Consider the following 22,850-nt stretch of genomic DNA (forward strand, 5'->3'; position numbering starts at 1 on the left):
CAGTGTGGGCATGAGCGACGGTGAGCTGAACTGGCTGTTGGACGACCTGATCGGCCGGGTCGTCGGAGCACGCGACGGCGTCGTGCTCTCCGCTGACGGATTGCTGCTGGCCAAGTCCGCTAGCTTGTCCACCGCGGATTCCGAGCATCTCGCCGCGCTGGCCTCGGCGATCCAGAGCCTGGCGCGGGAAACCGGCAGGCACTTCGGCGGCGGCCAGGTGCGGCAGACCGTCATCGAGCTGGACGAGCTCTTCCTGTTCGTCACCGCCGCGGGGACGGGAGCTTGCCTGGCGGTGCTGGCGGAGGAGGACGCCGACGTGGGCATGATCGCCTACGAGATGAACCTGCTCGTCGTGCGGGTCGGCGACTACCTCAGCTCCGCGCCGCGCACCGAGGTGGCAGCACCGTTCCACCGCGGGTGAAGGCCTGCCCATGCCGAAGGACGACGAGCTGTGGTTGGACGAGGCATCCGGTCCACTGGTCCGGCCCTATGCGCTGGTGCGCGGCCGCACCCGACCGGGCCGTCCTGAGCTGGACGTGGTCACGCAGTTGCTGACGTCCTGGCGAGGCCCTGACCAGAGCACCCTTTCCGTGGAGCACCTGGAAATTCTCCGGTTGTGCGTGCGCCCGCTGTCGGTCGCCGAGGTGGCGGCTTACCTGGATACGCCGATCGTGGTCGCCAAGGTGCTGATCAGCGATCTGATCGACCGCGGTGCCATCGTCGCCGGCCCGATGTCCCGTTCGGCGGTCCGGCCCGACCGCAAACTACTTCAGGCGGTGCTCGAAGGTGTCCGTAGGCTTTGATCCGGTGCCGCATCCGCCGAACACCGCGAAAATCCTGGTGGCTGGCGGATTCGGCGTGGGCAAGACCACCCTGGTGGCTTCGGTGAGCGAGATTCCGCCGCTGAGCACCGAAGAGCTGCTCACCGTGGCGAGCGTCGACGTGGACGACACGGCCGGCCTGGAGCACAAGCGCACGACGACGGTGGCGTTGGACTTCGGTCGCATCACCATCGACGCCCAACTGGTGCTCTACCTGTTCGGCACGCCGGGTCAGGACCGCTTCTGGTTCATGTGGAACGAGCTGGCGGCTGGCGCGATCGGCGCGGTGATCCTGGTGGACACCCGCCGGATGCAGACGAGCTTCGCCGCGGTGGACTTCTTCGAATCGCGTCGAATCCCGTTCGTGGTCCTGGTGAACCGCTTCGACGACGCCCCCCGCTACCACGACCACGAACTGCGGGACGCGCTGGACCTCGACGACCACGTGCCGGTCCTGCAGGGCGACGCCCGAGAGCGCTACTCCAGCAAGCTGGCGCTCGTCGAGCTCATCGAAACGGCCCTGCACCGCATCGACGAAACCGCCTGACGGGTGCCGCTTCAGCTCTTGAGGAAGGCGAGCAGGTCGTTGTTGAACCGTTCCTTGTAACCCGGCACGCTGGCCAGGCCGTGGGCGCCGCCCTCGTAGATCTTCAGGGTCGCGTCGCTGATGATCTCGGCGGATTTCTTCCCGCTGGCCTCGATCGGCACGATCTGGTCGTCGTCACCGTGGATGACCAGCGTCGGGATGTCGAAGCGGCGGAGGTCTTCGGTGAAGTCGGTCTCCGAGAACTCCCGCACGCAGTCCAGCGCGGCCTTGATGCTCTGCTGCATGGCCATCAGCCAGAAGGCGTCCCTGTTGCCCTGGGTGACTTTGCTGCCAGGGCGATTGGCGCTGTAGAAGGTCTCGGACAGGTTCTCCCAGAACTGCGAACGTTCCTGGCGGATGCCGTCGCGGAGCGCGTCGAAGACTTCCATCGGCGTGCCCTCGGGGTTGGATTTCGTCTTCAGCATCAGCGGAGGAATCGCGGACAGCAGAACGACTTTGCCGACCCGGGAGGTCCCGTGGCGGCCGATGTAGCGGGAGACCTCGCCGCCACCCATGGAGTGGGCGACGAGCGTGACGTCCTGCAGGTCCAGGGTCTCGATGAGCTGCGCCAGATCATCGGCCCAGGTGTCCATGTCGTTGCCGTGCCAGGTCTGGGTGGAGCGCCCGTGGCTGCGGCGGTCGTGCGCGATGCCGCGGTAGCCGTTCTCGGCGACCACGTTCAGCTGGTCGTCCCACACGTCACCCATCAGCGGCCACCCGTGGCTGAAAACGACCGGCGACCCGGTACCCCAGTCCTTGTAGAAGATCTCCGCACCATCACGCGTAGTCACGAAAGCCATAATCATCTCCTACCCCGCACCCTTCGCAACCATGCGACCAGACCTTCGATCGCACGCCTGCAGGCGCTACGCAGCTCCAGCCCCAAGCTAGGCGGGCAACACCTATCACGCAAAAGAATCAATTCGCTCCGCAACAACCAGCAACGAAACCTTTCCCCAGCAGGAAGCCAAGATCAGCCCACCCACCAGGCCCGCCACAGCGAGAACACCACACACCTGGCAGCCAAGCCGCACTCGACGCCCCAAACACAACCACCCCAACAGCAAGCCCCCAAATAACGAGGCCACAACCACCAAAACCAACGATCACGCCCTCAAAAAAGACGATTCACACACCACCACAACTACTGAACCAACAATTCGAACCCCAACAAAAACAAACGATAAGCGACCACCAAAAACCCAATCACCACCACCAACAGACAGAACGCACCCCACCCAGCCCCGCCCCACACAACGAGAATCCCAACCTTCAGGTGTGGCACAAAAAGCTGGTCCAAAACCAGGCCGGGAACGCCACCAAAAGCAAGGAGCCAAAGAAAGGTGACCACCGCACCGTGGGGGGTTTGGGGGGCTCGGCCCCCCAAAGCAATAACGCGAAGAGCCCCGTCAACGCAATCCGTTGACAGGGCTCTCCCACTCTTCGCGTGGGCGATACTGGGATCGAACCAGTGACCTCTTCGGTGTGAACGAAGCGCTCTCCCGCTGAGCTAATCGCCCTTGTTTTGTTGTGTTGTCGCTGGTCGCGGCGACGAGAAGAACAATACACGATCGTTTTCAGCGGCCGAACAGGGGGGAGGCCAACCAGGTCCAGTGCAGGCCGAGCCAGCCGCCGACGGTGTGGAACAGCCCCAGCATCCACATGGTGGTGAGCACGATCAGGCCGGTGGCGCCCATGACGATGAGCTTGGTGGCGAGGTGCTGGCGGCTGAGCCATCGGATCCAGGCGTGGTAGTAGCGCTTGGCGAAGGTGTTGACCTGGTGCGCCCAGTGGAACTCGGTGGCCAGGATGCCGAGGCCGGCGAAGACGACGAGCCAGCCGGGGCCGGGGTAGGGGATCATCAGGAGCCCGGCGATCAGCACTACGGTGCCGAAGACGCCGAGCACGATCCGGTAGCTGGTGTTCAGGCCGGGTTTGCTGCGGATGCGCTCGCGGCGGGCGCGCAGCCGGGCGCGCAGGGCGTGCAGCCGGGGGTGGCGCGGCGCTCGGCGGTCGTCGACGGTGGGCTCCGTGCTGGGGTGCGGGGGTCCCGACTCGGCTGTGTTACTCAGGGCTGTCCACCTGCCGGTTGCGAATGTTCACTCGGTGTCGGGCGCTGGTCGGCCTCGCCGCCCATGTGTCCGATGTGGGTCAGAATACGGGGCATGTCCGGATGTGGTCGTGCCGTGGGCCACTGTGCCCGGTGCGGCGGCCTGTCAAGCAGGCAGTTGGCCGGAGTCGACTCGCCCGCTGGTCCGGGAATGTGACTGGGATCATTTCTCGTTACACGGCAGGCCGGGCCTTTCAGCCCTGTTGCGGCACTTCGATCCTGGTCACACTGTGACGCCACTCTCGATACGACGTTCGGACATACGCGTGGTCGGTAACGGAGGCCGCGCGAGCCGTTAGCCCGATATGGGGAACTGTCGTGGGAAGCGTCTCATCGGCGAGTCGCGCTGCGAGAATTCCGTGAGGTCCGATCGCCTATGGTTGAGCGGACGTCAGGCGAGTTCGACGAAGCGGAAAACCCGGTGGTCAACTGGGGCGCGGCGGCGGGTTTCGCAGGGCGAGGGCGACGGATCGAAGGCCGTGCGCGAGCGCGGTTCCTCCAGTTACCGAAAGTAGCGATGTTGGTCACCAAACGGGTGTCGGTGCTGCGATCCAACGTCCTCTGTCAGGTTCGTTCGCAGTGGATCTTCCTCCGGTGTGGACTACGGATCGGACCCGTCTCGCAATGCGGCGGCCGATCCGGGCACACCCCGAAACCGGAGCTGATTGGACACGCTGCGCACTCGCTTGATTGCCCTGCGAAGTGGGGCCTGCCCCGTATGGGTGATCTATGCGGGAGTTGCGAGCCTGTAGGCCCAAAAAGGCGTCACAACTGTGTTGCTCGGTCGATAAGCGGACCGGGAGGGAGAGAGCAGGAAGGGGAGGACAATGCGTAACGATCATGTGACACTGCGTTCGACGGCCGTGTTTGATCTGCTGGCTCCGCAGGCGCCTGCCGTGCCGGTCCAGGTCGAGCTGCGCTACGACACCCGAGACCCGTACGCGGTGGTGGCTGCGTTCCGTACCGGCCGCGCCGGCTGGGTCGAGTGGGTGTTCGCCCGCGATCTGCTCGCCGACGGGCTCATCGCGCACGCCGGGGAGGGCGATGTGACGATCCGTCCGGCCGTCGACGACCCGGAGGTCGTGGCGATCGAACTCAGCTCGCCGTCGGGTCACGCGGTGTTCGAGGCCTCGGCGCAGGAGTTGGCCGACTTCCTCGACCGCACGTACGACGTCGTGGTGCCGGGCAACGAGAACCTCTGGGTCGACGTCGACGAGGCGCTGACCAGGCTGCTGCCGCACGATCTGGGCTGATCAGGGGAAACCGGGTTCGGCGCGGAATCGCGCCGGGCGGCCGGGACCCCCCTTTGATCGCGATCGCAGGCGTGGTCTAGAGTTCACTGTGCAACGCGGCGGACGGGCCTCTGGGCTTTGATGTCGCAGGCAGGCGGACGTAGCGCAGTTGGTAGCGCATCACCTTGCCAAGGTGAGGGTCGCGGGTTCGAGTCCCGTCGTCCGCTCTGGATTCTCTGGCGGTCCAGCCGACTTCGGTGTGGATGCGGAGTCCGGCGGAGTGGCCGAGTGGCTTAGGCAAGGGCCTGCAAAGCCCTGTACGCGGGTTCGATTCCCGCCTCCGCCTCGCGCGATTAGCTCAGTGGGAGAGCGCTACCTTGACACGGTAGAGGTCACTGGTTCAATCCCAGTATCGCGCACCAGTCTTTTTGCACATCAGCGGTTGCATTCCGCATTGGGTGGGTTCGCCGTCGGCTGGCGGGTTCAGCGTTCTGGTCGGGTTCTTCGTGCGGCCTTTCTTTCCCCTTCGCTCGGCCATATTGACTTGTGCCATGACCGGCTAGCAGTCGCCTTGGCTCGACCTCGGTGTTGCGCGGTCGCGCCGGTACCTGTTCGGCAGCGGCTTCGGTGCCGAACAGGCTGTACCACCGACTTCGACCGCCGTCCTAGCGCAGCCGCGGTGGTCTGGATTTGAACCGCTGCGGTTCCTCATCCGGTTCTCGTGCCTGGTCCACGGCGTGCTCCAACTGGTCGGCCAGTTCTCGGACGAGCCGCTGCAGGGAACTGCTCCACTCCGGGCTCACCGCGAGGCGGACCAGCCGCCGTTGGAGGGCGCTGAGGAGGTCGCGGGCTTCCCCGTACTCGCGCTGCAACTCGTCGATCACGCGAATCAGTATGAGTTGGGGTCCTCGAAAAGGTGAGCATCGGTTCGATAACTGTTCGGGCAGCCGCGTTTGAAAAGCGACACAATGCGACAGCAATTCAGATTGCCAGCGGTGCGGATAACCGGGTGGCGCTGGACAATCCGGTGTGTCCGCATTTGCGAAATACTCCGAATTGTCCTTTTCTTCGTCTGTTGTGGTGCGGAGTTTTCATCAGTGGATCATGGTCGAGTTGGCAGTTGGTAACCGAACAATTGCACTGGCCACGGCGTCTCGGCGAGGTCGGTGAAGTGCCGACCGGGTCACTCGTTGGCGACGACGATCTTGCCGATCGCGGCGGAGCTTTCGACCTCCCGGTGCGCGGCGCGCAGCGTCTCGGCGGTGATGGGCGTGAGCTTCTTGGTCAGCGTGCTGCGCAGGACGCCCGCGTCGAACAGCTCGGCCGCCGCGTCGAGCAGTTCGCGCTGCGCCGTGCTCTCGGGGTCGAAGAGCGGGCGGGTGAACATCAATTCCCAGTGCCAGCTTTGACTCTTGGCCTTCAGCGGCAGGGTGTCCAGCCCTTCGGGCTCGTCGATGGCCACGACCTGGCCGTGCACGGCCATGATGTCGGCGTAGATCTGCGCCTTATCGGCGGAGAACGGCGAGAAGATGTAGTTGACGCCCTGCGGGGCGATCGCGGCGACCTCGTCCCGCAGGTTGCGGTGGTCCACGACGTGCTGCGCCCCCAAGGACTTCGCCCACTCGATCGACTCGGGCCGCGACGCGGTGGCGATCACGGTGACGCCGGTCAGTTGCCGGGCCAGCTGGATGAGCATCGAGCCCACCCCGCCGGCGCCCGCGATGACCAGCAGGGTGCCGGTGCTGTCCTTGGTCAGGTTCAGGCGCTCGAACAACGTCTCCCAGGCCGTGATCGTCGTCAGCGGGACGGCCGCGGCCGCCGCGAAGTCGAGCTTGGTGGGCTTGTGGCCGACGATTCGCTCGTCCACGAGCTGGTACTCGGCGTTGCTTCCGGTGCGGGCGATCGATCCGGCGTAGTAGACCTCGTCGCCGACGGAGAAGGCGCTGACCGCGGGCCCGGTGGCGACGACGATCCCGGCCGCGTCGAAGCCGAGCACCTTGGGGCCGTCGTCGAAGGAGCGCCGGACCTTGACGTCGACCGGGTTGACCGAAACGGCGCGGACCTCGACGAGCAGGTCGTGCGGGCCCGGTGCGCCGAGTTCGACCTCGATGTCGACGAAGGACGTGTCGGCGTCGACGGGTCCGCTTTTCGTTGCGGCGATGGCATGTGCGGTCGTTGGCGTGCTCATGGTGGCAAAGTAGAACCCGGGTACCAGTTACCCGCAAGGCCAACTACTTCCCGAAAGGTACTACGATGACGGCCGACCGCCCGCGAATCTCGCTGTCGACGACGTCCGACGTGTACGCGGCGCAGTGCCCGTGCCGGTCCCTCCTGGACCTGCTCGCGGACAAGTGGAGCGCGTTGGCACTGGGCGCGCTCGAAGCCGGGCCGATGCGGTTCGGTGCGCTCAAGGCGCGGCTGGAGGGGATCAGCCCGAAGGTCCTGACCGCGGTGTTGCGGCGGCTGGAGGACCACGAACTGATCACCCGGACCGTGTACCCGGCCGTCCCGTTGCACGTCGAGTACGAACTGACCGCGCTGGGCCGGGATGCCTGCGTGCCGCTCGCGGCCCTGCGGAACTGGGTCGAGGACAACATCGAACGGTTCCCCGCGGTGTCCTGAACCCGCGCGAGCCGGGATTCGGTCAGCTTTGGACCGCCCAGGGGGTGGATTCGGGTTCGGCGTCCCTGGTGCGGTACTGCGACGGTGACATGCCGACCCACGCGACGAAGGCCTGCCGCAGGGACTCGGCGGAGGCGAACCCGCATCGGCGGGCGATGGTGGCGACCGACTCGCGCGTCCCGGTGAGCAGTTGGGAGGCCGCTTCGAGGCGCGCGTCGCGGACAAGGCTGGGGGTCCGGCAGATGTGTTCGACGAAGAGCCTGCTCAGATGCCGCTCGCTGACCCCGGCGAACGCGGCGAGGCGGGCCGCGCTGAGATCGTCGTCGAGGTGGCCGATCACGTGGTCGACTGCGATTCGCGTCTCCTCCATCGCGAGAGCAACGCCGTCGACGAGCAGGTCTGGCCGCGAGCCTACGGTCCGCCCGCAGGCGGCGGCCGTGCTGACAGCTGATCGTTTCGCTGACCCCGGCTGCGCCGGATCTGTAACGCCGCGCGCCCCGGATCCGACGAACCCTCCGGTGGCCGCGCGCTGGCACTCGACCTGCAGGTGCATCAAACCGCAGTTCAGAGCCCTGTCGAAGGCCCTCGGCGGGGTGGTTCGAAGGCGGTAACCCCTGCCTCGTCCTGGTTGTCCGGTTTCGCGAGAGGTTTTTGTGGCGGCTGAAGTGTGTTCGGCCACATGACCAGGTTTTGAGTGGCGCGGCGAGGTCGTTCGAATGCATGCTTGCAGTCAGCAACTAGTTGTAGCGAGCAAGTAAACAGGGAACAAAGCGAAAGTTGAAGTGACAGACCAACCCATGGCTCATCCCACCGACGCGGAGCTGAACGCCGAAGAACTCGGCGTTCAGCTGGTCCGTCTGATCCGGCTGATCCACCGCGCCAAGTCCCAGATCGGGAAGAAGGGGCCGGACGGGATCGAGCAGTCCGCGTACGCGATCCTGTTCCACCTCGTCCAGGACGGCCCGCAGCGCACCGGTCGGCTCGCCGAGTCGCTGCACTCCGAGATCTCCACGATCAGCCGCCAGAGCAACGCGCTCGTCCAGCACGGCTTGGTGCGGCGCGAGTCCGACCCCGACGACGGCCGGGCCTGCCTGCTGGCGCCGACGGCCGAGGGGCAGCGGATCTTCCAGGAAGCGCGTGCCCAGCGCACCCGGTGGCTGGCCGAGGTGCTGGCCGACTGGTCGCAGGCGGATCGCCAGGCGTTGACCAGCCTTTTCGCGCGACTCAACACCGATATCGAGACACGCACTCCGAACCTCACCGAGCTGACGTGTGCTCCACAGGCCAAGGGGGGCCACGAATGACAAGCCCGGCAACGAAGACACCGGTGGGATCGGCAGCGGCCGACGAAGGGCCGAACCTCTCCCACCGCCAGATCGTCACCATCCTGGTCGGCTTGATGTCCGGGATGTTCCTGGCGGCGCTGGACCAGACGATCGTCGGCACCTCGATCGTCCGCATCGCCAACGACCTCAACGGCTTCGACCTGCAGGCGTGGATCACCACCGCCTACCTGATCACCTCAACCATCGTCACCCCGATCTACGGGAAGCTGTCGGACATCTACGGCCGCAAGCCGCTGTACCTGATCGCGATCTCGGTGTTCCTGATCGGATCCATCGCCTCGACGGCGGCCCAGTCGATGTACGAACTCGCCGCGTTCCGCGCGGTCCAGGGGCTCGGCGCCGGTGGTCTGATGTCGTTGGCGATGACCATCCTCGGCGACATCGTGCCGCCGCGGCAGCGCGCCAAGTACCAGGGCTTCTTCCTGGCCGTGTTCGGTGTTTCGACGGTGCTCGGCCCGGTGCTGGGCGGGTTGTTCGCCGGGATCGACGAGCTGGCGGGCATCGACGGCTGGCGCTGGGTGTTCCTGGTGAACGTGCCGATCGGCATCATCGCGCTGGCGGTCGTCGCCAAGGTCCTCAACGTGCCGCACCAGCGCCACAACCACCGCATCGACTGGTGGGGCGGCCTGTTCATGGCGACCGCGGTGGTTCCGCTGCTGCTGATCGCCGAGCAGGGCAACAAGTGGGGCTGGGCCTCCACCGAAGCCATCTTCTGCTACGCGATCGCAGTGCTTGGCGTCGTGCTGTTCCTGGTCGTCGAGAACGCGATGCAGGACGCGGCGCTGATCCCGTTGCGCCTGTTCAAGAACTCCACCTTCACCGTCGCGATCCTCGGCGGCGTCATCGTCGGTGTCGCGATGTTCGGTGCGATCACCATGATTCCGCAGTACCTCCAGGTGGTGCAGGGCTACACGCCGACCGAGTCCGGGCTGCTGACGCTTCCGCTGATGGCGGGCATCATGTCCGCGTCGATCATTTCGGGCCAGATCACCTCGCGCACCGGCCGGTACAAGTTCCTGCCGGTGATCGGCACGTTCCTGATCGCGGTCGGCGCGGTGGTGTTCGCCCAGGTCGAGTACAACAGTCCGCTGTGGCTGCCGTTGGTGGCGGCCGGAATCATCGGGTTCGGCCTCGGCAACTGCATGCAGACGCTGATCATCGCGGTGCAGAACGCGGGTCCGCGCAAGGACATGGGCGTTTCCACCGCGGCGGCCACGTTCTTCCGGCAGATGGGCGGAACGATGGGTGTGGCGGTGTTCCTCACCGTCCTGTTCAACGTGCTGCCCGGCAACATCGAGAAGGCCTTCGGCGGCAGCCTGCCGGCGGCCGCGAGCGGCCAGTTGGGCAACCTGCAGGCCAACACCAGCGTGATCGAGCAACTGCCCGACGCGCTGCGGATCCCGGTGCTGGTCGGTTTCACCGAGTCGATCACCACGGTGTTCTACGTGGCCTCCGGGGTCGCGCTGCTGGCCTGCGTCGTCCTGATGTTCATGAAGGAGATCCCGCTGGCCGGTGGCCGGGTGTCGGCCGCGTCGGCGGTGGAAGGCGGCGAGGCGCTGCTCGACGAGCCGGTGGAAGCCGAGCCGCAGCAGAGCGTCTGGACCGAGCCGAAGTCCACATCGGAGGGTCAGGCCGCGCTGGTCGGGGCAGGTCGGCACGCGGTGTCGAACGGGCACGGCGCGTACCACCACGGGTCCACCGCGCTGCTGTCCACGGGATCCGCTGGCCAGAGCGCGGGGCTGTCGATCAGCGGGCACGTGCGTCGGCACGACGGGACTTCCGTCGATGGCGCGGTCCTGACCCTGATCGACCAGGACGGGCGGCAGGTTTCCAAGGCCGTCGGCTCCGGCGACGGCGGCTACGCGATCGACGTGCCCAAAGCGGGCAGCCACGTGCTGATCGTTTCCGCCACCGGTTACCAGCCCGAGGCGTCCAGCGTGGTCGTCGCCGATGCTTCGAAGACGCTGGACATCACGCTGACCGGCTCCGGGGCGCTGACCGGTGTCGTCCGGTCGTCCACCCAGGGCAACCCGCTGGCCGGTGTCACGGTGACGCTGACCGACGAGCGCGGTGAGGTCAACGGTGCGTTCGTCACGCGGGAAGACGGCGGGTACGCCTTCCACGGCGTGGGAGCGGGCAACTACACGGTGGTGGCCAGCGGTGAGCGCTACCGGCCGATCGCGCTGACCCTGACCGTGCCGGACAGCGGATCGCTGTCCTACGACATCGAGTTGGCCACTTCCGTGCCGTTGAGCGGCACGGTGCGCACCGAGGATGGCCGCAACGTGGCGGACGCTCGGATCACGGTGCTCGACGCCGAGGGCAGGGCGGCGGCGGTGGCCGGGACCGATGCCGAAGGCCGGTACCTGATCAGCGATCTGCCGGAGGGCGACTACACGGTGGTGGCCAGCGGCTACCTCCCGGTCTCCGCCCAGCTCAACCTCTCCGGTGCCGGGGCGACGCACGACGTGCAGCTCAGCCACGGAACCGCCGGAGAACTGGCGGAGAAGGCCTGAGCCGTTCGGGCGTCCGGGCAGCGGTGGCTGTCCGGACGTCCGGCCGCGTCACCGCCGGAATTGCAACGATTCGTCGGCAGATGACCGGCGCTCGGTGCTGAACCGGGACCGGTCCCGGTTCGCCTGGCTACCTTGAGCCCGTACGGATCATCTTGTGCGGCAGGAGGGTGGCGATGGCAGCGTTGGTGGGCCGGGTGGTGCTCGGGGTTCTGGCGGCGCTCGCCGTGATCGGCGGGGCGATGCTCGTGGTGATGGTCGTGGTGTACTTCGGTGCCAGCGAGTACCTGTCGGAGCTCAACGAGTTCGGCGGGTGGGGGATCCTCGCCGGGATGTTAGCGCTCGGGGTCTACGTGGCAGGCGCCTTTCGCGCGCCGCTGCTGATGCGGATCGGTGCTGGGCTCGGACTCGCGGGCGCCGGGTACGCGGCGACCATGATCGTCGCGTACCTCGTCTCGTTGACGGCGGACCGCGGCGGTCCCCGGGGCAATCTCGAAGACGGCACCGCCGGATTCATCTGGCTGCTCGCTGGCGCGTATTTCGTGTGGTGCCTGGTAAAAGGCCGGTGGCCGGTGGAGCAGCGGGAATTGAGCGCCCAGGAGCGCTGATGCGCTGGTGGGGCTGGGGACGGTTCGCCCGGACCGTCCCCAGGACCTCAGCCGGGCGAGCCCGATGATCGCAGCGTCCACATTGGAATGATCTGCGATGGTCACCGTGTTTCGGGGCGCGATTTCCCCGCCAGGCCGGGCCGCGTCCTGGTGAATCGCGTGGTCCCGTCGGCGATCCTGCGGTGGCGCAGGGTCAGCTCACCACGCTGCTCGGCACCGCATGAGCGGCCGACATCGTACGGCGAGTGACAACGAGGTTCACCAATGACCGAGTCGCGAGACGGCAAGGCGGCACTGCGCATCCGGCGCGCCAGCGGCGCGGACACCGATGCGGTGCTGAAGTTGTTCGACGACGCGATCGCCTGGTTCGTGGCGATCGGCAACACCGGGCAGTGGGGCACGCGGCCGTGGTCGGTGCAGCCGGAGCGGCGAACGCATGTGGCGGAGTTGTGCGCGGAGCGAGGTGCGTGGATCGCCGAGGCCGAAGACGGCACCGTGCTCGGAATCGTCGTCGTCGGGGTGGCCCGCGACTACGTCCCGCCAGCTGAGGACGAGAACGAGCTTTACATCAGGCTCCTGATCGGCTCCCGCGAGCCGCGCGCACGGGGTGTCGGACGCCGGTTGCTCGCGTTCGCCGATGAGCGGGCGAGGCTGGCGGGACGCCGGACGCTTCGCGTCGACTGCTACGCGGGCGGTACCGGCAGGTTGGTGGAGTTCTACGAGTCGTGCGGCTACCAGCGGGCCGAGACGTTCGAAGTCCGCGACTGGCCGGGACAGATCCTCGTTCGCGAACTCGACTAGGGCGTGTCCGGTAAGTCGGTGCGCGCGGGGCGAGGGATACGAATAGGGGCCGGGCGGCGAGACCTTCTCCGCGCAGTAGCGCGTCAACGGGATCGACAAGGAACGATCGCCGTCACCACCGTCCGCAGCTGATACCGATACCCGTCGCCTGCCGACATGATCCGCATCGAGACCGTCACCTGGAACCGCCTTCCACGGAACCCAGGTGCGCGCCGCGAGTGTCAGCGGCGGCTCACTTGCGGCGGTCGACCTCGATCTGCAAGTGGCAGTCCAGATGAATTGCGCGCGAAAAGGTCGGTCGAGGGTCGACGCGGATCAGCCAGGTTGACCAATGATCAGGGGTCGCCGTCGGAGACACCGTCAGTTTCGGCGACGCATCGATAACGTGCGTGCCGGGAAGCGGATTCGGCCGCGTCGGCTACTCCGTCATCGTCTCGACGAGCCCCACGGCTGTCGCCTCAAGAAGCGACCGGAGTCTCGGAGCGAAATCGAGGGCGACGTGGCCCCATCTCGGCACCTGCTCGTACAAAGCGGCCAGGTTCGGAGTCGGATGCGACACCTGCCAGAAGCTGGCTGCAAACGCGAGGACTGCCGCCATCAGGGCGCTGATCTGCTCCAATGTCATGCTGCTCGCGTGATCCAGCGCGTTCACGATCTCGTCATGAGCGGCAAAGGAGTTGGTCTTGTACCGGCGAGCTCGTTCCATGGCGACATCGCCTTCGAGGCTCAACGTAACGTGGGTCAGGAGATCACAGAACACCGGCAACGATGAGATCGTCTCAGCCATCACCGTCGCGACCTCTCGGGGCCCCAGCCCTTTGCGGTCGCCGAGTTCGTCCTTGACCGCGTCGCGCCACTGGCGCCACCCCCGTTCGGCAAGTTCGAGAAGCAGCTCCTCCTTGCTGGCGTAATAGCGCCGCACACCCGTCCGATGAAGTCCCGCTCTTTCGGTGACCGGTGCCAAGGTGATGAACCGAACACCGCCGAGCTCAAGGGCGATCGACTCGGCGGCCGCCAACAGATCCTCGGAGCGACGTGCCTTGTCGTCGGCAGATCGGGCCCTCTGATGCACCCTACGAGCTTAGCGCACCCGAAGATGCGCTATCCCCGACTTCCGTGCTACCTTCGCCGATAACGCATCACGTGGTGCGTTATCGTGCATCGCGCTCGCCGGAGGAGAGAACCTCATGAAGGCTGTTCAGGCCAACCAGTTCGGAGATCCGACCGTGCTCACGGTCGTTGACCTGCCAGACCCGACGCCCGGGCCGGGCCAGGTCACCATCGACGTCACCCACGCAGCTGTCGGGCTCATCGACGTCTTCTTCCGCCAAGGGCTGTACAAGGACCGGCCGGGGATGCCCCAGCCGCCCTTCGCTCCCGGCCTTGAGGTCGCGGGCACGGTGCGCGAGCTCGGCGAGGGCGTGACCGGGTTCACCGTCGGGGAGAAGGTGGTGACGATGTCGGTGACCGGGACCGGCGGATACGCCTCGGTGTATGTCAGCCCCGCGGCTCTCGTTGTGTCGACGGCGGGCTATGACATTGACCCCGCCCTCGCCGTCTCCGTCGTGCCCAATGCGGCGATGGCCCACGTCGCTCTCACCCGCGTTGCCCACCTGTCCGAGGGTGAGAGCGTCCTCGTTCACGGAGCTCTCGGTGGCTTCGCGGCGGCCTTCCCGGGGATCGCGCGGCAGCTGGGCGCATCACGGGTGGTCGGCACGGTCCGGACGAGCAAGCTCGCCGCAGCGTCCGCGACCAAGCTGCCGTACGACCAGATCGTCGACTCCTCCGAGCTGCCCGACGCACTCAGCGGCGAGAAGTTCGACGTCGTCATCGACCCGGTAGGCGGCGCAGTCCGCACACATAGCCTCGATCTGATGGCTCCAGGAGGTCGCCTCCTGGTGGCGGGGAACGCCAGCGGCGACTGGGGACACCAGCTCGACAGCAACCAGCTCTGGCTGGGGAGCATCACCGTATCCGGGTTCAGCGCCGGTGCTTACCTGCCGACGCACCCGCAGGTAGTTCGCCCTGCGCTTGAGGCGGCTCTGAAGGCGGTCGCCGCCGGATTGGGCGAGACCGAGATCGACGTGCTCCCGTTCTCCGAGGCCGTCACCGCGCACGAGCGAATGGAGAGCCGCAACCTCGGCGGTCGCATCGTTCTCACCCCGGACTCACGGTCATGACCGTGCTTGGCGGGGTCGCGAGCGCTGGGAAACAGGTCCCACAACGGGCCGTGGCCGCCCGGGCAGAAGACCGCGTCGAAGTCGTCAGCCAAGACGGAGTCGAGCCGGGCCTCGTAGCGACCGCAGCGTCGTCCTCGGCAACCTGGAATTCGGCGTAGCAGTCGGTGCCGCCTTACCGGATACGACCTAGGCGCGGATCGTCCAATGTGGATTAATCGGGCTCGGCTGTGGAGTCGGTTGCTTCGACAGCTCGGAGTTAACTTTCCTTGCCTTTCAACAGTGTTGAGAGGTCGATGGCTGACCGATGTAGGTGGAAATCTTCCGATGGGATTCGCTTGCGGTTGTTCAGCCACGGGACCCCATGGGAAGCGGCGGTTTCGCGCGAAATCGGCGTTGTGCTCGGCAGGTGAGGTGGGTCAGGCCAGGTAGCCGCCGTCGATGTCGAGGACGGCGCCGGTGATGAAGGACGCTCGTGGCCCGGCGAGGAAGACGATGCCCGCCGCGATTTCCTCCGGCCTGCCGAAGCGGCCCATCGCGTTGGCCGCGCGCTGCACGTCCGCGAACGGTGCGTCTTCGGGGTTCATGTCGGTGGCCACCGAGCCGGGCTGGACGACGTTGACGGTGATGCCGCGCGGACCCAGATCGCGGGCCGCTCCCTTGCTGTAGCCGATGATCGCGGCCTTGGTCGACACGTAGTCGGCGACCCCCGGGAATCCGGTGCGGGTGGCCTGCATCGAACCGAGGGTGATGATCCGCCCGCCGTCCCCGAGGAACTGGGCAGCGGCCCGGATGCCCGCGGTGACGCCACCGATGTTGACGGCCAGCTGCCGGTCGAGGGCCGCGAGGTCGCAGTCGGTGTCGTCGACCCTGCCGCCGACGTAGCTGGCGGCGTTGTTCACCAGGACGTCGAGCCGTCCGAAGTCGGCCGCCACGGCGCCGACGAGATTCCTGACCTGCTGCGCGTCGGCCTGGTCGGTCCGGTAAGCGGCCGCCCGCACCCCGGCGCGTTCCAGGTCGGCCACCACGGCCTCGGCCTTGGCGGCGGACGCGGCGTAGCTGATCGCGACCGCAGCCCCCTCGGCTGCCAGCGCGCGGGCGGTCGCCGCTCCGATGCCGCGCGATCCGCCGGTCACCAGGGCGACCTTGCCCGCCAGCGACCCGCCTGCAGTGCTACTCATGGAAACTCCCGATCGGTGGTTGATGGTGTCAGGCGCGGGCCGGTTGCCGGTCGCGTCGCATGAGGTAGACCGCGACCGCCAGGCCGACCAGGGTGAGCAGCGCGGCGACGGGATAGATCGATCGCAGCCCGAGTCCGCTGTTGATGACCTGCCCGCCCAGCCAGGCGGCGAAGGCGGCCGCGAGCTGGAAGCCCGACGCGTTGACCGCTACGGCCAGCGTGGGTGCCGCAGTGGCCGCGGTCATCACCCGGGTCTGCATGCCCGGGATGATCGCGAACGCCAGCACGCCGATCACGAACGTCAGAATCGCCGCGAGCACCAGGGTTTCGCTGACCAGCCAGAACAGTGCCAAGCTGGCGGCCAGCGCGATGAGCAGACCGGTCAGCGACGGCATCAGCGCCTTGTCGGACAGCCACCCGCCGAGGAAGTTCCCGACGACCGCGCCAGCGCCGTAGACCAGCAGCAGCACCGGAACCGCGTCGGCGGAGAACCCGCTGACGTCGGTGAGCAGCGGGGTGATGAAGGTGAACACGGTTACGACACCGACGTTGCCCAGCGCGGTGAGGGCGATGGCGAGCTGCACGTCCCGGTTGGCCAACACGCGCAGTTCACCCAGGATCGAACTCGTCGCGATGGCGGGCTGGACGGGCACGAACCGCAGCACCAGCAGCAGGGCGGCGATGCTGACCGCGGCGACCGCCGCGAAAGTCGCCCGCCAGCCGAGGTGGTGGCCGATGAAGGTGCCGATCGGCGTGCCGAGGATGATGCCCAGGTTCATGCCCAGCGCGACCTTCGCCACGGCGGACGCCTGCTTGCCCGCCGGAGCCATCGAGACGGCGGTGGCGATCGCGATGGCGAAGAACGTGGCCACGACCAGCCCGGCGACGAACCGCGACACCACGAGAACGGGGTAGTTCGGCGCCAGCGCCGAACCGAGGTTCCCGACCACCGACACCACGATGAGGCCGATGATCAGCGGTTTGCGCGCCAGCCGCGCCGTCAGGACGGTGACCACCGGCCCGCCGACGATCATGCCCAGCGCGTATGCGGTCACCAGCAGTCCAGCGGCCGGAACCGACACCGTCAGGCCGATGGCCACGTCCGGCAGGATCCCGGCGATCACGAACTCGCCGGTCGTGAAGCTGAAAATCACCAGCATGAGCGAAAAAACAGGAAGTGGCATGGGTGAACCCGTTCCTATGAGCAATCCGGGGGAGCCCGCGCTCCCATCGGTCCGACGTCGCCGGGTCGACCAGCCAGCGGAATCCGTCACGGCTGATCATCGTTGTTCGGTTACTGTTGGACAAGTACCTACTTTTTAGTGCAGTACTTACCTGGAGGTGTGTGCGAATGGCAGTGCGCAAGTGCCGGACGGAGTTCGTTTCCGGGCTGGACGCCGCCATCGACGTGGTCGGCGGAAAGTGGAAGGTGCTGCTGCTCTGGGCGCTCAGCGATGGTGCGAAGCGGTTCAGCGAACTCAAGCGCTCCCTGGACGGTGTCAGCGAGAAGATGCTGATCCAGCACCTGCGCGAGCTGGAACGCGACGAGGTGGTGCACCGTGAAGTGCACCAGGCGGTGCCGCCGAAGGTGGAGTACTCGCTCACCGAGGTCGGCTTCTCGCTCATCGAGGCGCTGCGACCACTCGGCGACTGGGGATGCGAACGCAAAACCCACCTGGAAGCCATCCGCACCGCATCGGAGGAAATCGAATGCGCAGCGGACGGCCGTCCCAGCGAGTTGGTCTGATCCGGCGGACTCTGGAGTCGTTGATCGTTTCGGTGTGGGCGGGGCACGAGCGTCAGCTCATCGACGGAACCGTCGGCGAGTGAGCGTCTTCTGCGATCGGATTGACAACGGCGATCGGCACTGGGTTTTCTGTACCGGGCTGACCACATGCCGTGGGCACCGTTGAATCCTGGTGCGGCGCACCGGAACGGGAGTTGAACCTCTTGATCGGCAAACAAGAAGCAGGCGAGATCGTCGCGGCCGAACGGGCTCGGCTCGGGGTCTCGTGGCGAGAAATCTCCGAAGCGATCGACAAACCGCTGCTGTGGACCATCTCCGCGCTGCTCGGCCAGCACCCGGTCGGCCGGGAGGACGCCGAGAAGGTCGCCGAACTGCTGGGCCTCGACAAGGAGACCGTCGAGGCGTTGCAGCGGCAGCCGTACCGCGGCACCGTCGACGTGGTGCCGACGGATCCGACGATCTACCGGTTCTACGAAGTCCTGCAGGTCTACGGCGGGGCGATCAAGGAAGCGATCCACGAGGAGTTCGGCGACGGGATCATGAGCGCCATCAACTTCAAGGTGGACATCCAGCGCCGCGAGGACCCCGACGGCGACCGCGTGGTCGTGACCCTGGACGGAAAGTTCCTCGACTACAAGTGGTGACCACGCCACCCGCGAACACCGCTGAGCCCGGCGGTTTCCCCGGGAGGTCGCGGGGGTCGGCGTGCGCGGTGCTTGCGGCTCGTGAGTGGTTGTTCCGGTAAGAGCCGGAAATCCACTCACGAGCCCGGACGCCTTCCGAGGCTGATCGGTCGGGGTTGCGATCAAGCGGTAGTAATGGCGGCGTGCGCTAGCCGGTGGCGGCGCTCATCAGGGCCCAGGCGCGAGTTCGGGCGCGTTGACCGGCCAGCACGAGTTGTTGCCAGGTGCCCCGGTCCAGGCCGTGGATCTCGCCGAGCAGTCGCAGCGCCTCCGGCATCCGGTCATCCGGCTGGTGCGGGTGGACCGCGATGGCGGCGAGGTCGCCTCGGGCGGTGAACAGCGTCTCCGGGTCGAGCTGGTCGAGCGTCGGGCGCGGCGGTTCCGATTCGACCGCGCCGCCGGAGCGCGCGGCGCGCAACTCGGCCAGCAGCGGGTCGCGCTCCCGGCCGCGCAACCTGGTGAGCAGGAACGGATCGGCGTCCAGCAGGGGAGCCAGCACGTAGTGCACCGCCGCGGCATGCGCGCAGGGTTCGATCCTGCTGGTGCAGGTGCATGTCGAGCCGAGTTCGCCGTGCCGCGGGAACAACGACAGATCGACGCCGCGCAGCGTGTCGTCGACGTCCTCCGGAAGCTCGCCCCCCAGCAGCGCGGCGGCGTGCCTGAGCTGCCCGGCGAGGACCGCGACAGCGGTTTCCCAGTCGGTGTCGGTGAACACCGGCAGCGTCAGGACGACATCGTGGACCTGGTTGCGGGCGCGTACCTGCGCGCGGACCGTGCCCGGTTCGACGACGAGATCCTGCACCGCGCCCTTGCGGGCCAGCGAACGTCCTTGCGGCAGACGGGGATTGGGGTAGGTGGCGCCGAGCGATTCCAACACGCGGCGCCAGCGCCGACCCCACCACGTCGTACCGAAGGATCCGGTGCTCTGACGATCGCTCATGCGTCCTCCAAAACTCGCGGCGGGACACCCGCACCCGGTCGGATCACACGAGTGCGGAAGGGGTTGTCGCTCATGTGTCCGCTCCATCTTGCGGGACACCCGCACCCGGTCGGATCACACGAGCGCAGAAGAGATTGTCGCTCATGTGTCCTCCGTGGACAGTTCGACCAGTTCGCGGAGTGCTTCGTCGGTCAGTTCCGTCAACCAGGCTTCGCCGCCGCCGATCACCGAGTCGGCCAGTGCGCGCTTCCGCTCCAGCAGGTCCGCGATCCGCTCCTCCAGCGTGCCGTGCGTGACCAGCTTGTGGACGTGCACGCGGCGGGTCTGGCCGATCCGGTGCGCGCGGTCGGTCGCCTGGTCTTCCACCGCCGGATTCCACCAGCGGTCGAAGTGCACGACGTGCGTCGCCCGGGTCAGGTTCAGGCCCGTGCCACCGGCCTTGAGGCTGATGATCAGCAGTGGCGGGGCCGCGTCGTCGTGCTGGAAGGCATCCACCATGGCCTGCCGACGGGAAGTGCTGACCCCGCCGTGCAGGAACGGCACCGCGGGCAGGTCCAACTCGGCGGCCAGGTGCGCGGCGAGCAGTTCGCCCATCACGCGGTACTGGGTGAACACCAGCGCCCGGTCATCGGCGGCCACCACCTCGGCGAGCATCTCGGTGGCGCGGGTGAGCTTCCCGGAACGGCCGCTGAGCGGCCCAGGTTCGCCGCGGAACTGCGCCGGGTGGTTGCAGATCTGCTTGAGCGCGGTCAGCAGCTTGAGGATGCGGCCGCGGCGGCCGATGCCGGTGCCCAGGCCGTCGTCGAAGGTGTCGCGCACCGCTTTCCGGTACAGCTGGGCCTGCTCGTCGGTCAGCGCGCAGGCCACCACCGACTCGACCTTCCGGGGCAGGTCGGTGGCGACCTCGGTCTTGAGGCGGCGCAACAGGAACGGCGCGACCACCGAGCGCAACCGCCGGGTGGCATCCGGGTCGCGCCACCGCTCGATCGGGACCGCGAACCGGTCCTGGAACCGGGGGAATCGGCCCAGCAGACCGGGATTCGCGAAGTGCATGATCGACCACAGCTCGGCCAGCCGGTTCTCCACCGGGGTGCCGGTCAACGCCACCCGCGCGTTGGCGGACAACCGACCGGCCGCCTGCGCGGTCTGCCCGGCCTGGTTCTTGATCTGCTGCGCTTCGTCCAGCACCACGACGTCCCAGTCCACTTCGGACAGCAAGGCGACATCGACGCGCAGCAGCGGATAAGTCGTGATCACCACGGAGCCCGGCGCGAACGAGTCCGGGCCGGTGGGGCGCCGAGGGCCGTGGTGCCGGACGACCGGGAGCCTCGGCGCGAACCGGTGGAGTTCGCGCTCCCAGTTGTCCACCACCGAGGTCGGGCACACCACCAGCTGCGGGCCGGCTCCGCCGCGCGCCGCCAGCAACGTGATGGTCTGCAACGTCTTGCCGAGCCCCATGTCATCGGCGAGCACCGCGCCGAATCCCAGGTCGGCCATGGTCTGCAACCACGCGGCGCCACGCTGCTGGTAGCCGCGCAGGGTCGCGTCGATGCCCACCAACTTCGGTTCCCGAGCGGGTTCGCCGAGCCGCCGCACCAGCGCCCGCAGCTTGCCGTCGGCCGACACCTCGACCTCGCCGAGCTCGGTCGCGCGTCGCCCCTCCAGCGCCGCCGCCAGCGCCTCGGACTCCGACAACCGCTGCGTTTTCCCAAGCACGGCACGCACATCTCTCGCCTCGCGCGCATCGACGCGCACCCATCGGCCGCGCCAACGCACCAGCGGCCGACCCAGTGCGATCAGTTCGTCGAGCTCGTCGGAGCTCAACGCGTGATCGCCGATCGCCGCCTCCCAGCGGAACTCCGGCCCGTCGAGCGACCGCAGCCGAGCCCGCAGGCGGCGCACACCGGCGAGGTCGGTGGGCACGTCGACGGTGATGCCCGCCGCGGTCAGCTCCGGTTCCCCGGTGGCGAGGAACTCCGCTGCCTGCGCGACGTCCAGCCGCACCCCGGTCGGGCGTTGCTCGGACAGCGCCGCGTCCAGCGGTGGGAAGATCCGCGCGGCTTCGGCAAGACCGCGCACCAGCGAATCCTGTGGCGCACCAAGGGAACAGCCCGGCAGCTGAAGTGTCGCGGTGCCCGCCGACCAGGCGCGTTCGGCGGGCACCGACACCGTCGGATCGCCTGCGGCCTGGAGGTGGAAGCTGATCGCCCACGGGGCGTCGCCGTCGCCGGGGACCTCCAGGCGCAGCCGCAGTTGGCCGCCGAGCGGTCTGACCGGGCCTGCGGGCAGTGGCTTGGCCCAGGCCTGCAGCTCCCCCTTGATCCGGTCGTCCAGGGGCACGGCCGGTTCCGGGCCGGTCAGCGCCGTGAGCCACTTCCCGCCCCAGGAATCGCCTCCGGTGATGGCGGTGCCTCGCGCGCACACATCCGCGACGGCGTCGCCGAAGGCGGCCAGCAACTCGCCCGCGGTCCACAGCCCGTCATCGCGGCGCAGGGCATGGGCGGCCGCGGGCATCGCCTCGGCCAGTGCGCCGAGCCGCCCGTCTCGCAGGTTCACCAGCCGCCAGCAGGCGAGGTCGGTGCGCACCTCCGGAACCAGGTGCCCGGCGGCGACGTGCTCCAGGGCCAGCTTGGCGGCGATGCTCCAGGCGATCAGCGAATCGCCGGGGCGCCGCCAGGTCGGCCACCGATCCGGTGCTGGCAGCGCCGCCAGCGGCGCCAGCGCGTCGCCGATCGGGATCAGCACGGCAGGCACCTCGGCCGCGCCGATCCCGCGATCTGCTGCCAGGACCGTCGGAAGCTGGTCGAGCTTTCCGGCTGGGAACCCGAGGTCACTCGCCGCCGTGGTCGGGTCCGCGGTGCCCCAGAGTGCGAGCTGACCGCCGGACGGCAGCGGGTCACCAGGTTGGAAGGTCGCCTGCAGCCGGGTCGGGATGCCGGGTGGTCGAGTGCGTGCCGCAGCGGTGATGGCTGTACTCCGTTCGGACTGGTCGAAGGCGCAGTTGTCCCCCGACTGTGATGCCGAGATTTCGCGCTGCCGCCGAACGGTACACAAAACTGGTTGGAATTCCCATAAATCCAGTTCAGCACGCTATTTGACAAATACCGCCGACCCTGTCCCAGGCGAGGGACTTGACAACTCCGAGCCGATGCCTTCCAGAGGTCGCTGACCTCGGGTTTCGTCGTGGGAGCTGGAACGGTGTCACGGGAATTCCGTGGTTTTCCAACGGCTTCGCCCGACGACCAGCCGCGCATTTTTCGCGCCGCCGTGGCCTGCGGAATACGCGCGGTAGCCGACTGGCGAAAACGAATTCAAGTGATCGATCAGCCGAAGAACTCCAGGAGTTCGACAGCGGTGTCCCGCAGCCTGTCCGCGACGGCGAAGTGCCCGGCGCCGCACCGCCGCAGCGGGCACCCCGGCGCCGCGCGGTGGGCCGATTTCGCGCGCAATCGGCCCCCCCCCCCCCTGGGCAGCGGCGGGTTGG

23 protein-coding genes and 4 tRNA genes are annotated in these 22,850 nt (G+C 67.5%); 15 read left to right on the forward strand and 12 right to left on the reverse strand.

The genetic code is table 11. The annotated features are described in order from the left end of the window. Positions 1-10 precede the first annotated feature (10 nt). Genes ACTWQN_RS28800 through ACTWQN_RS28810 form a run of 3 tightly spaced genes read left to right on the forward strand, consistent with a single transcriptional unit; the run spans position 11 to position 1,368 of the window. Positions 11-421: a roadblock/LC7 domain-containing protein gene (locus tag ACTWQN_RS28800; protein ID WP_443206737.1), complete on the forward strand. Its 411-nt coding sequence runs from the start codon at positions 11-13 to the stop codon at positions 419-421. Between the two features lie 10 nt (positions 422-431). After that, positions 432-803, forward strand: coding sequence for a DUF742 domain-containing protein (locus ACTWQN_RS28805; RefSeq protein WP_443206738.1), 372 nt, complete (start codon positions 432-434; stop codon positions 801-803). A 4-nt stretch (positions 804-807) separates the two neighbouring features. Further along, positions 808-1,368 (forward strand): GTP-binding protein, encoded by a 561-nt coding sequence (locus ACTWQN_RS28810; protein ID WP_443206739.1) that lies wholly within the window; start codon positions 808-810, stop codon positions 1,366-1,368. Between the two features lie 11 nt (positions 1,369-1,379). On the opposite strand, the gene ACTWQN_RS28815 is transcribed toward ACTWQN_RS28810, so the two are convergent. The 3 genes from ACTWQN_RS28815 to ACTWQN_RS28825 form a co-directional block, all read right to left on the reverse strand. Next, a complete protein-coding gene (locus tag ACTWQN_RS28815) occupies positions 1,380-2,207 on the reverse strand; it encodes an alpha/beta fold hydrolase (protein WP_443206740.1) in 828 nt (275 codons plus the stop codon). Positions 2,208-2,855: 648 nt separating this feature from the next. Continuing rightward, positions 2,856-2,927 (reverse strand) — tRNA-Val (locus ACTWQN_RS28820). A 57-nt stretch (positions 2,928-2,984) separates the two neighbouring features. Next, complete coding sequence (locus ACTWQN_RS28825) at positions 2,985-3,395, reverse strand: TIGR02611 family protein (RefSeq protein WP_443206761.1); 411 nt, start codon at positions 3,393-3,395, stop codon at positions 2,985-2,987. Between the two features lie 949 nt (positions 3,396-4,344). Here ACTWQN_RS28825 and ACTWQN_RS28830 point away from each other — a divergent pair. The 4 genes from ACTWQN_RS28830 to ACTWQN_RS28845 all read left to right on the forward strand — a co-directional run bounded on the left by ACTWQN_RS28830 (position 4,345) and on the right by ACTWQN_RS28845 (position 5,171). Next, positions 4,345-4,770: an SsgA family sporulation/cell division regulator gene (locus ACTWQN_RS28830; protein ID WP_150068543.1), complete on the forward strand. Its 426-nt coding sequence runs from the start codon at positions 4,345-4,347 to the stop codon at positions 4,768-4,770. A gap of 133 nt (positions 4,771-4,903) precedes the next feature. Next, a tRNA-Gly gene (locus ACTWQN_RS28835) sits at positions 4,904-4,976 on the forward strand. 47 nt (positions 4,977-5,023) lie between these two features. Further along, positions 5,024-5,095: transfer RNA gene (locus ACTWQN_RS28840), tRNA-Cys, on the forward strand. Between the two features lies 1 nt (position 5,096). Beyond that, positions 5,097-5,171, forward strand: a tRNA-Val gene (locus ACTWQN_RS28845). Between the two features lie 243 nt (positions 5,172-5,414). On the opposite strand, the gene ACTWQN_RS28850 is transcribed toward ACTWQN_RS28845, so the two are convergent. Together ACTWQN_RS28850 and ACTWQN_RS28855 are read right to left on the reverse strand one after the other, a co-directional pair. Continuing rightward, positions 5,415-5,633 (reverse strand): hypothetical protein, encoded by a 219-nt coding sequence (locus tag ACTWQN_RS28850; protein WP_443206741.1) that lies wholly within the window; start codon positions 5,631-5,633, stop codon positions 5,415-5,417. Between the two features lie 299 nt (positions 5,634-5,932). After that, entirely contained in the window at positions 5,933-6,937 is a 1,005-nt protein-coding gene (locus ACTWQN_RS28855) for a zinc-binding alcohol dehydrogenase family protein (protein WP_443206742.1), read from the reverse strand. A 65-nt stretch (positions 6,938-7,002) separates the two neighbouring features. Here ACTWQN_RS28855 and ACTWQN_RS28860 point away from each other — a divergent pair, with 65 nt between their 5' ends. Next, a complete protein-coding gene (locus ACTWQN_RS28860; RefSeq protein ID WP_443206743.1) occupies positions 7,003-7,371 on the forward strand; it encodes a winged helix-turn-helix transcriptional regulator in 369 nt (122 codons plus the stop codon). Positions 7,372-7,393: 22 nt separating this feature from the next. Here the strand turns inward: ACTWQN_RS28860 and ACTWQN_RS28865 are convergent, their stop codons facing one another. After that, positions 7,394-7,741: a helix-turn-helix domain-containing protein gene (locus ACTWQN_RS28865; protein WP_443206744.1), complete on the reverse strand. Its 348-nt coding sequence runs from the start codon at positions 7,739-7,741 to the stop codon at positions 7,394-7,396. A gap of 427 nt (positions 7,742-8,168) precedes the next feature. Here ACTWQN_RS28865 and ACTWQN_RS28870 point away from each other — a divergent pair, with 427 nt between their 5' ends. The 4 genes from ACTWQN_RS28870 (at position 8,169) to ACTWQN_RS28885 (ending at position 12,639) form a co-directional block, all read left to right on the forward strand. Further along, positions 8,169-8,675 (forward strand): MarR family winged helix-turn-helix transcriptional regulator, encoded by a 507-nt coding sequence (locus ACTWQN_RS28870; protein ID WP_443206745.1) that lies wholly within the window; start codon positions 8,169-8,171, stop codon positions 8,673-8,675. Continuing rightward, on the forward strand, positions 8,672-11,233 hold the full coding sequence (locus ACTWQN_RS28875) for an MFS transporter (protein WP_443206746.1): 2,562 nt from the start codon (positions 8,672-8,674) through the stop codon (positions 11,231-11,233). The genes ACTWQN_RS28870 and ACTWQN_RS28875 overlap by 4 nt, the downstream gene beginning before the upstream one ends. A gap of 173 nt (positions 11,234-11,406) precedes the next feature. Beyond that, positions 11,407-11,838, forward strand: coding sequence for a hypothetical protein (locus ACTWQN_RS28880; RefSeq protein WP_443206747.1), 432 nt, complete (start codon positions 11,407-11,409; stop codon positions 11,836-11,838). A 264-nt stretch (positions 11,839-12,102) separates the two neighbouring features. Beyond that, positions 12,103-12,639, forward strand: coding sequence for a GNAT family N-acetyltransferase (locus ACTWQN_RS28885; RefSeq protein WP_443206748.1), 537 nt, complete (start codon positions 12,103-12,105; stop codon positions 12,637-12,639). Positions 12,640-13,057: 418 nt separating this feature from the next. Here the strand turns inward: ACTWQN_RS28885 and ACTWQN_RS28890 are convergent, their stop codons facing one another. Then, complete coding sequence (locus ACTWQN_RS28890; protein ID WP_443206749.1) at positions 13,058-13,657, reverse strand: hypothetical protein; 600 nt, start codon at positions 13,655-13,657, stop codon at positions 13,058-13,060. Positions 13,658-13,826: 169 nt separating this feature from the next. Between ACTWQN_RS28890 and ACTWQN_RS28895 the strand changes: the two genes are divergently transcribed. Then, a complete protein-coding gene (locus ACTWQN_RS28895; RefSeq protein WP_443206750.1) occupies positions 13,827-14,819 on the forward strand; it encodes a quinone oxidoreductase family protein in 993 nt (330 codons plus the stop codon). Positions 14,820-15,235: 416 nt separating this feature from the next. Here ACTWQN_RS28895 and ACTWQN_RS28900 read toward each other — a convergent pair whose 3' ends face one another. Both ACTWQN_RS28900 and ACTWQN_RS28905 read right to left on the reverse strand, forming a co-directional pair. Continuing rightward, positions 15,236-15,997, reverse strand: coding sequence for an SDR family NAD(P)-dependent oxidoreductase (locus ACTWQN_RS28900; RefSeq protein WP_443206751.1), 762 nt, complete (start codon positions 15,995-15,997; stop codon positions 15,236-15,238). Between the two features lie 28 nt (positions 15,998-16,025). Then, positions 16,026-17,156, reverse strand: a complete 1,131-nt coding sequence (locus ACTWQN_RS28905) for an MFS transporter (RefSeq protein ID WP_443206752.1) — start codon at positions 17,154-17,156, stop codon at positions 16,026-16,028. 191 nt (positions 17,157-17,347) lie between these two features. Between ACTWQN_RS28905 and ACTWQN_RS28910 the strand changes: the two genes are divergently transcribed. Both ACTWQN_RS28910 and cynS read left to right on the forward strand, forming a co-directional pair. Next, on the forward strand, positions 17,348-17,743 hold the full coding sequence (locus ACTWQN_RS28910; RefSeq protein WP_443206753.1) for a winged helix-turn-helix transcriptional regulator: 396 nt from the start codon (positions 17,348-17,350) through the stop codon (positions 17,741-17,743). A gap of 194 nt (positions 17,744-17,937) precedes the next feature. Next, positions 17,938-18,387, forward strand: a complete 450-nt coding sequence (gene cynS / locus ACTWQN_RS28915) for a cyanase (RefSeq protein WP_443206754.1) — start codon at positions 17,938-17,940, stop codon at positions 18,385-18,387. A 187-nt stretch (positions 18,388-18,574) separates the two neighbouring features. Here cynS and ACTWQN_RS28920 read toward each other — a convergent pair whose 3' ends face one another. From ACTWQN_RS28920 to ACTWQN_RS28930, 3 genes are all read right to left on the reverse strand, one after another. Beyond that, positions 18,575-19,366: an SWIM zinc finger family protein gene (locus ACTWQN_RS28920; protein ID WP_443206755.1), complete on the reverse strand. Its 792-nt coding sequence runs from the start codon at positions 19,364-19,366 to the stop codon at positions 18,575-18,577. Positions 19,367-19,507: 141 nt separating this feature from the next. Next, positions 19,508-22,420, reverse strand: coding sequence for a DEAD/DEAH box helicase (locus tag ACTWQN_RS28925; RefSeq protein ID WP_443206756.1), 2,913 nt, complete (start codon positions 22,418-22,420; stop codon positions 19,508-19,510). A 269-nt stretch (positions 22,421-22,689) separates the two neighbouring features. Further along, positions 22,690-22,815: a hypothetical protein gene (locus tag ACTWQN_RS28930; protein ID WP_443206757.1), complete on the reverse strand. Its 126-nt coding sequence runs from the start codon at positions 22,813-22,815 to the stop codon at positions 22,690-22,692. Positions 22,816-22,850: the final 35 nt, after the last annotated feature.

This window comes from Saccharopolyspora antiqui (genome assembly GCF_052246905.1).
Classification (GTDB): Bacteria; Actinomycetota; Actinomycetes; order Mycobacteriales; family Pseudonocardiaceae; genus Saccharopolyspora.